Raw genomic sequence first — 8,168 nt, 5'->3', positions numbered from 1 at the left:
GGGGAATACGCGTCAGGCGGAGACGGGCAGGCTCACGCGGATGCGCGAGCCCGCCGTGCCGGGCGGGGGATCGACCACGGCGATGGTGCCGCCGTGCAGGTCGACCACCCAGCGGGCGATGGCCAGTCCCAGGCCGGTCCCGCCGTCCGTGCCGCCCTCGGCACCGGCCCGGCGGCCACGGCCGAACCGTTCGAACACGCGTTCGCGGTCGGCGGGGGCGATCCCGGGGCCCTGGTCGTGGACTTCGAGGACCAGCCCGGAGGGCCGGGCCACCGCGACCACCCGGACCAGGCCGCCCGCCGGTCCGTGCCGGACGGCGTTGTCGACCAGGTTGACCACCACCTGGTGCAGGCGCTCCTGATCGGCGAAGACCTTCGCACCGGACGGCGTGACGGAGACGTCGAAGGTGACGGCGCGGCCGCCGACCGCCGAGGCCACTTCGGCCTCGGCGACCGCCTCGGCCAGCAGCGGGGCCAGCGGGAACCAGGCGCGCCGCAGGGGCAGCACGCCCGCGTCGATCCGGGACAGGTCCAGCAGTTCGGTGACCAGCCTGCCGAGCCGCTCGGTCTGCGTGAGCGCGGTCTGCAGGGTCGCCGGATCGGGCTCGGCGACCCCGTCCACCACGTTCTCCAGCACCGCGCGCAGGGCGGTGATCGGGGTCCGCAGTTCGTGGGACACGTTCGCCACCAGTTCCCGGCGTTGCCGGTCGGCCGCGGCCAGATCGGCCGCCATCTGGTTGAAGGCCGCGGCGAGCATGCCGACCTCGTCGCGGGCGGTCGCGCGGACGCGGCGGTCGTAGTCGCCCCTGGCCATCGACTGCGCGGCCACCGTCATCTCCCGCAGCGGCCGGGTCATGCCGTGGGCGAGCACCTGCGAGGACAGCAGCGCCACGATGATCGCGGTGAGCGAGGTCCGCGGTGGCAGCCAGCCGATCTGCCACCAGAAGAAGGCCAGCCCGGCCGTCTCGGAGACGACCACCAGGATGCCGATCTTCAGCTTGATCGAGCGCACCGGGTCCAGGGGCCGCGGCAGCAGGTCCAGCACCGCCCGCACGGTCATTTCGGCACCTCCAGCGCGTAGCCGACGCCGTGCACCGTGCGGATGAGATCGGCACCCAGCTTGTGCCGCAGCGCGCGCACGTGGCTGTCCACGGTGCGGGCGCCCGCCTGGTCCGGCCACTGCCACACCTCGGCCAGCAGCCGCTCGCGGGGCTGGACCGCGCGGGGCCGCCCCGCCAGGTACACCAGCAGTTCGAACTCGGTCGGCGTCAGGTGCGCCTCGGTGCCCGCGCGGTGGACGCGGTGTTCGGCCAGGTCGATCTCCAGGTCGCCGAGCACGATCCGCGAGGCCGACTCCTCGTCCCTCGCCTGTGCGGCGCGGCTGACCCGGCGCAGGAGCGCGTGCACCCTGGCCGCCAGTTCGCGGAGGGAAAACGGTTTCGTCAGGTAGTCGTCCGCACCCACCGCGAGCCCGACCAAGAGGTCGTTCTCGTCGTCACGGGCGGTCAGCATCAGCACCGGCACCGGGCGGCGGGCCTGGATCCGGCGGCACACTTCGAGGCCGTCGAACCCGGGCAGCATGACGTCGAGGACCACCAGGTCCGGGTCGCCCGCCTCGGCCGCCGCCACCGCGGACGGGCCGTCGTGGGCCAGTTCGACGAGAAAGCCCTCCATCCGCAGCCGCGCGGCCACCGACTCGGCGATCGTCGGTTCGTCCTCCACGACCAGCACCCTGCGTCGTTCTTCCAGCACGAACGCCACTCTAGGCAGGTTCGATGGAGATCTTTTTCCCGGATTGTGAAGATTCCGTGCAGGGGTCGCGATCGTTTCGCGGCAGGGGGAACGGCCGGGCCGGGACGGGCGCGGGGCCCGTCCCGGCCCGGGAGGTCAGACGATGCGGTAGAAGTTGGCGTAGTGGTCGGGGGTGTACCAGACCACGCCGGTGGTCACGTCGCGCACGATCCGCTCGGCGTCCCGCGAGGCGCCCTTCGGCCTCGGGTTGACGTCGTACTCGTAGAAGGTGTCGCCGGAGGGCAACTGGCCCTCGCGGTTGTAGAAATGGCCGCCGGTGTAGTTGTACTGCCCGTAGGGCCAGGCGTACCAGCCCGACGAACGCGGGAAGCCGAGCTGGCTCCAGCCGTCGTAGGCGGTCATCGCCGCCGAACAGCCGGACACCGAGCAACTGTTGTAGACCGCGGCCTGGGCCGGGGTGACCAGGACCGTGGTGCCGAGCGCGAACACCATGGCGAGGACCGACAGGAACTTCCGCAACACGGGCGAACCTCCGCGAATCGGGATCAGGACCCCGCCATCGTGGGGGACAGTCGTTCACGGGGACAACCCGCGGAACGTGAACTTCCGACTTTCGTCAGGTATCCGGAAAGCGCTCTCGTCAGAACTCGTCGGTCTTCGCGAGATCCCGTTCCAGGGCATCGGCCCGGGCGGCGACGGACAGGAGGGGACGCTCGAACTCCTCCCGGAGGTTCACGTCGTGCAGCGGTACGACGTGTTTGATCAGCGCCACCCCGTCCACCACGGCCGCACCGCCGACCGTGTCGCCGCCGGCGAGTTCGAGCAGCCTCCGCAGGTCGATCCGGTCGGCCCAGCCGACCGGGGACGAGATCTCCACGCAGGCGGCCCCGTCGAGGTCGGGCAGGTAGTGCACGGTGACCTGCTGGCTGCGCCCGCCGTCGGTGTCGAGCAGGAACCGCAGCCAGCCGTCGGACTCCTCGAGCACCTCCCAGCGCACCCGCACGTAATTGGTCACATCGGTCCAGATGGTCACCTTGCCGCCTCTCGCCTGCCGGTTCCGGCGCCAGCTTAGCCAATTTGCCCGGCCGTCCCCCGTGTCCGGCGGTGCCGTCACGGCACGAGCACCAGCCGGATCGGGTCGCCGATCTTCTTCTCCAGGCGGGCGACGGCCTCGGCCGCCTCGGCCAGCGGGAGGTGCGCGGTGATCGACGGGGCCAGGTCGAGCCTGCCCGCCGAGGTCAGGCGGATCAGCTGTTCGACGTGCTCCGGCCGGGATCCGTAGTGCCCGCGCACCTGGTTGCGCAGGTAGCTGAACCGCGTGCCGCCGGTGATGGTGAGCGGATGCGGGGTGAGCCCGGCGAGCACGAGCACGCCGTCGCGGCCGAGCGCGGCGGCCGCCTGCTCGCGCACCGCCGGGACGCCGGCGAAGTCGAAGGCCACGTCGAGCCCGCGCCCGCCGGTGGCCCGGGCGACGGCTTCGGCGAAGCCCGCGTCGGTGGGATCGAGGGCCAGGTCGGCCCCGGCGGCGAGGGCGCGGTCGCGGGCGGTGGCCAGCGGGTCGATGGCGATCACGGGTTCCGCCCCGGCCAGCCGGGCGAGCCGGATGCCGTGCACGCCCAGGCCGCCGGCTCCCCACACGCCGACCGACTGCGCGGGCCGCACCCCGCCGGTCTCGACCACGGCGGCGTAGGGGGTGGACACCGCGTCCGGGATGATCGCGGCCTGGTCGAAGGGCAGCGTGTCGGGAATCCGCGCGAGGGTGTCCTCGCGGGCGATCGCGTACTGGGCCCAGCCACCGTCGTAGTCCACCCCGCGGGTGAGCGGCTGGCGGCACGGGCGCCGCCGCACACAGTCTTCGCAGGTCCCGCAGGCCTGCCCGGCCTGCAGCGCGACGCGCGTGCCGGGCGCCCACTCCCCGGCGAGACCGGGGCCACAGCTGTGGACGACCCCGGAGACCTCGTGCCCGAGGGTGACCGCCTCGCGCGGGCGGAACGGCCTGATCGTGCCGTCGATCAGGTGGACGTCGGAAAGGCACACCCCGGCCGCCTTGACCTCGATCAGGACCTCCCCGGGGCCGGGTACCGGGATCGGGACCTCTTCCACGGCGAAGGTGCCGGTGTCGAAGTGGAGGCGCCCGGCGAGCATGGTGGACATTCTGTGGTGAACCTCGTTTCGGTTTCGGTGTCGGGAGTGGAAATCGGGAAGGGTCAAGCGGCGTAGACGTCTTCGACGTAGCGGCCAGTCGTGATCAGTTCGTCCAGCCAGGCGTCGGCACTGGGGCCGTTCGAACGGTACGCGGTGTGGATCGCCTGGAACGCCGCGCGCACTCCGGGCGCCATGTACCGGCCGTCGCCGCACACGTAGACCTTCGCACCCGCGGCCAGCAACTGCCACACTTCGGCGGCCTCGGCGGCGATGCGGTCCTGCACGAAGCGGCGGCCGTCCACCGGGGACTCGCTGAAGGCGGGACGGAGCGAGACCGCACCGGCCCGTTCGGCCTCCCGCAGTTCCTCCGCGTGGAGGAAGTCGGCCTCCGGCGCGTCGCAGCCGAAGTAGCACAGGGCCGGGGCGAGCCGGGCGCCGTTCTCCACGAGCGCGCGCCGGTCGGCGATGGCGCCGCGGAAGGGGGCCAGACCGGTCCCGGCGGCGATCATGATCACCGGGGTGTGCTCGTCGTGCCCGATGCGGAAGGCTTCGCGGCACGGCTGGACCCGGGCGAGCACCGTGTCACCGGGCCGCACCGCGTTGAGAAACCCCGAGCCCGTGCCGCGGAAGGTGCCGCGTCCCGACCGGGCGGGCGCCCGCAGCAGCGACACCATCAGGTCGGCGTGCCGGGGCTGGGCCGCGGGCGAGGAGGAGATCGAGTAGTGCCGCGGCCGCATCGGGGGCAGCAGGTCCAGCAGGACGGGCCAGGTGAGGGCCTCGCGCAGGGCGGGATGGTCCTCGACGACGTCGAGCAGGGTGCGCTCGTCCGGCCGCTCCGCCAGCGCCCGCAGCGCTTCGCGCTCGGGCGGGCAGGGGTTGAGTCCGGCGAGGGTGCGCAACTGCCCGGCGGTGGGCCGGTCCTGCAGTTCGACGTGCCGCGTGAACAGCTCCCGCACCGTCACCGGCCGGTCGACGGCGAGACCGTCGCGGCGGGCGCGGGTGGGGACGATGCCGAGGACGGTGCCGGGATCGACGCCCAGCACACGGGCCGCCCGCTCGACGAGCGCGGGATCGTTGGCCGGGAGCACGGTGAGGTGGTCCGCGGTGCGGTAGGTGACGCCGTCGGGCAGGGCCAGCCGGACGAGGCGCTTGACCCGCGGGTAGGCCGGGTCGGTCAGGCTCGCCACCTCGGTGACGGTCATCGGGACCATGCCGTGACGGGCGGCCGCCGCGTCGAGCGGGCCCCCGGTGATCTCGGTGACGGTGTACCCGGCGTCGTCCTGCGGCTCGGGGGCCGCTCCCGCGGTGGCGGGATCACCGGCGTGCTCCAGCAGTGCGGTGCGCAGCCGCTGGGTGAAGGAGCCGACCGCCCCGGTCAGGTCACCGGAGGCGTCCCCCTCGGCGCGATCGAGCAGGCGCGTGCCGCCGAGTGCGGCGAGCCGCTCGTCGATGAGGGTGGGAATGCGCTGGTAGGTGGCCGACCAGTTCCGGTCACCGACACCCAGCACGGCGTAGGTCACTCCGTCGGCCGCGCCGGGCGCGGCCTCGCCGAGCCAGCGCACGAACGCGGCCGCGTCGTCGGTGGGCTGCCCGTTGTACGAGGCGGCGGTGATGACGACCGGACGGTCGGTGGGCAGGGCGCCGAGGTGGTCGTCGAGCGGTGCGACGGTGGTTTCGCAGCCGAGTTCCCCCGCGGCGTCGGCGAGCCGCTGCGAGAAGTCGCGGCAGGTGCCGTAGTTCGAGCCGTGCAGCAGCAGCACGCCCGTGCCCTGGCGGACGCGGGTGGGCAGGCCGCTGTCCGGTTCGGGTGCCGCGGCCGACGGTGCGGTGGCGGCCGGGGAGACGGTGCGGTCGGCGGCGGTGCGCCGGACGAGCCCGAGGGTGAAGCCTTCCGGCTTGATGGTCAGGGACTGCTTGACGTGCAGGCGGTAGTCCGCGTGATCGACCAGCCGGTAGCGGTGCACCAGCATCCCGAGCAGCATCGTCGCCTCGTGCAGCGCGAACTGCCGCCCGATGCAGGCCCGTTCGCCGGTGCCGAAGGGCTTGAAGGCGTGGGGTGAGCGCGCCGCCTCCGCTTCCGGGGTGAACCGGGCGGGGTCGAACAGTTCGGGGTTGTCGCCCCATACCGGGTCGCGGTGCAGCATCGGGGTGATCACGCTGACGGACTGCCCGGCCCGCACCGGGATGCGCCCGCCGAGCAGCGTGTCCCGGCGCGCTTCGCGGCCGAAGCCGGGGGCGGCGGGCCACAGGCGCAGCGTTTCGTTGAGCACCTGCCGCGTGTAGCGGAGGCGGCCGACGTCCTCGTACGACGGTTCCGGATCGGCGGTGTCGCCCCACAGCGCGTCGACCTCCGCCCGCACCTGGTGCAGGACGGCCGGGTGCTGGGTGAGGTGGTGCAGGGCGAAGGCCAGGGTGCCGGAGGTCGTCTCGTGCCCGGCGATCAGGAAGGTGATCACCTGGTTGCGGATGTTCTCCCGGTCCAGCGTCGTGCCGTCGGCGGGGTGGACGGCTTCGAGCATCAGCCCGAGGAGGTCTTCGGCCGGCCCGCCGGAGCGGGCCCCGCCCGCCGTGCGCGCCGTGATGACCTCGTCCACGACGGAGTTCAGGAACGCGGCGTCGGCGCGGAAGGCTTCGTCGACTTCGCCGTAGTCGACGCCAGGTACCCGGAACATGCGGTGCATGGCCCAGTCCAGGCAGCGCACCATCGCCTCGACGAAGGCATGCGGTGCGTCGCCTTCGAAGGAGCCGAAGTCGAACCCGAACCCGGCCAGGCCGATGGTGTCCAGGGTCATGCGGGTCATGTCGCCCGGCACGTCCACCGGCGTCCCGTCCGCCGCGTGGCGGTCCCACCCGGCGATCAGCCGCCGGGCGACGCGCAGCATCACCGGGTGGTAGGTGCGCATCGAACCGAGGGCGAAGGCCGGCATCAGGATGTCATGGGCCTTGGCCCAGTTCGGTTCGTCGTTGAGGGCGGTGAACAGCCCGTCGCCGGCGAATTCGCGGACGTTGTGCAGCGCCGGGGTGATGGCCTTGGTGAACCGCTGTTCGTCGGCCAGCTCGGTGACCAGGTCAAGGCCGCTGACGAACAGGATCTCGTGGCCGTGGCGGCGTTGCACGAAGGCGGGCCCGAGCAGGCGGGCGTGTTCCATCAGCCGCAGGACGGGTGCGCCCGCCGGGGGGAGCTCGGAGACGTCGATGACGGGGATGCCGTCGCGAGTCTCGCCGTGGGGCGAAACGAGCGTTTCGGTCATCGGAATTCTCCCTGGGGAGTAGGTGGTGTTGGGGCCGTCGCCGTGGCGGCGGGTTTCCTCCACCCTTCCGCCGAGCAGGGGGCCGCACCGGCAGCGCCACTACAGGAACGTGTAGTGTCCACTTCGGCTTCGGGCTTGTGCGCACACACCCGATGCGGTAGAGCGGCGAAATCCGGGAAGAGGAAGAACCCATGGCGAGGAACGGACGGCGCCCGGAAGACGAGGCGGTCTTCTGGCGCAACCGGACGGTCGCCCTGTTCGACCGGATGCCCATGCCCGTCGCGTTCTGCGACGCCCACGGCACGATCCTGTCCGCGAACTCCGCCATGGCCGCCGAATGGGGAGTGCTGCCCGGCAGGCTCGAGGGGCGCTCCGTCCTCGACTTGTTCCACCCCACCACCGGTCTGCACCCCATCGCCGAAGCCGTGCGGCTGCGCCGCAGGTCCCGGTATCCCGTCGAGGTGTCCTGGACCGGCGGTTCCGGTGCCGAACGCCACGGGGAGATGACGGTCGACGTGGTCAGCGACACCCCGGGGGCCCCGCTGCACCTCCTGCTCCTGCTGCGCGTCCTGGACGAACCCGCGCCCGCGCCCGAGGACGCCCGGACCGGCGTGAGCGAGCGGGAGGCGCGCATCCTGGCCCTGGCCGCGGGCGGGGCCACCACCGCCCAGATCGCTTCCGCTCTCGGCCTGACCGTCGACGGTGTCAATTACCATTTCGGGCGACTTTCCCGTCGGTGGGGGGTGACCGGCAAACCGGCGCTGGTCGCCCGGGCCTACGTCGCGGGCGTTCTGGACCCGGGCGCCTGGCCACCCGAACCCGCGCCCTGACCCTTCGGCACAGCGCCAACGACACCGCAACGACACCGCCAACGGCAGGAGGGGTCCTTCGGCCCTGGCACCCCGGCCCGCCGATGGGGTGGACTCTTCACGGACTGGTTCTTCGGATTCTCGAGGCGGACGGCCGGCGGTTTCGCCGGCGTGTCCGGGGTGGGAGGGTGCCGGTGGTCTACGCGTGGGAC

At 72.7% G+C, this 8,168-nt stretch carries 7 protein-coding genes; 1 reads left to right on the top strand and 6 read right to left on the bottom strand.

Features of this window, described 5'->3' with window-relative positions:
• Positions 1-12: 12 nt before the first annotated feature.
• The 6 genes from FNH05_RS25915 to FNH05_RS25890 all read right to left on the bottom strand — a co-directional run bounded on the left by FNH05_RS25915 (position 13) and on the right by FNH05_RS25890 (position 7,147).
• On the bottom strand, positions 13-1,059 hold the full coding sequence (locus FNH05_RS25915; RefSeq protein ID WP_144591326.1) for a HAMP domain-containing sensor histidine kinase: 1,047 nt from the start codon (positions 1,057-1,059) through the stop codon (positions 13-15).
• Complete coding sequence (locus FNH05_RS25910; RefSeq protein ID WP_144591328.1) at positions 1,056-1,730, bottom strand: response regulator transcription factor; 675 nt, start codon at positions 1,728-1,730, stop codon at positions 1,056-1,058. Before FNH05_RS25910 ends, FNH05_RS25915 begins: the two co-directional genes overlap by 4 nt.
• A gap of 156 nt (positions 1,731-1,886) precedes the next feature.
• Positions 1,887-2,273 carry a ribonuclease domain-containing protein gene (locus FNH05_RS25905; RefSeq protein WP_246127942.1) on the bottom strand — a complete coding sequence of 129 codons (387 nt, stop codon included), beginning with the start codon at positions 2,271-2,273 and terminating at the stop codon, positions 1,887-1,889.
• 118 nt (positions 2,274-2,391) lie between these two features.
• Positions 2,392-2,784: a hypothetical protein gene (locus FNH05_RS25900; RefSeq protein ID WP_144591325.1), complete on the bottom strand. Its 393-nt coding sequence runs from the start codon at positions 2,782-2,784 to the stop codon at positions 2,392-2,394.
• Between the two features lie 77 nt (positions 2,785-2,861).
• Entirely contained in the window at positions 2,862-3,905 is a 1,044-nt protein-coding gene (locus tag FNH05_RS25895; protein WP_144591324.1) for a zinc-binding dehydrogenase, read from the bottom strand.
• Between the two features lie 53 nt (positions 3,906-3,958).
• Complete coding sequence (locus FNH05_RS25890; RefSeq protein WP_144591323.1) at positions 3,959-7,147, bottom strand: bifunctional cytochrome P450/NADPH--P450 reductase; 3,189 nt, start codon at positions 7,145-7,147, stop codon at positions 3,959-3,961.
• Positions 7,148-7,338: 191 nt separating this feature from the next.
• On the opposite strand from FNH05_RS25890, the gene FNH05_RS25885 reads away from it, so the two are divergent.
• Positions 7,339-7,977: a PAS domain-containing protein gene (locus tag FNH05_RS25885; protein WP_144591322.1), complete on the top strand. Its 639-nt coding sequence runs from the start codon at positions 7,339-7,341 to the stop codon at positions 7,975-7,977.
• Positions 7,978-8,168: the final 191 nt, after the last annotated feature.

The sequence above is a fragment of the Amycolatopsis rhizosphaerae genome (genome assembly GCF_007713715.1).
In the GTDB taxonomy this organism is placed as follows: Bacteria; Actinomycetota; Actinomycetes; order Mycobacteriales; family Pseudonocardiaceae; genus Amycolatopsis_E; species Amycolatopsis_E rhizosphaerae.
Note: the sequence above shows the minus strand (reverse complement) of the source record. Positions and strands in the feature narration are given on the sequence as shown.

Excerpts from the sequence above, each read along its gene's own strand:
- FNH05_RS25885 (WP_144591322.1), top strand. The coding sequence starts at position 7,339 with ATGGCGAGGAACGGACGGCGCCCGGAAGACGAGGCGGTCTTCTGGCGC.
- FNH05_RS25895 (WP_144591324.1), bottom strand. The coding sequence starts at position 3,905 with ATGTCCACCATGCTCGCCGGGCGCCTCCACTTCGACACCGGCACCTTC.
- FNH05_RS25915 (WP_144591326.1), bottom strand. The coding sequence starts at position 1,059 with ATGACCGTGCGGGCGGTGCTGGACCTGCTGCCGCGGCCCCTGGACCCG.
- FNH05_RS25890 (WP_144591323.1), bottom strand. The coding sequence starts at position 7,147 with ATGACCGAAACGCTCGTTTCGCCCCACGGCGAGACTCGCGACGGCATC.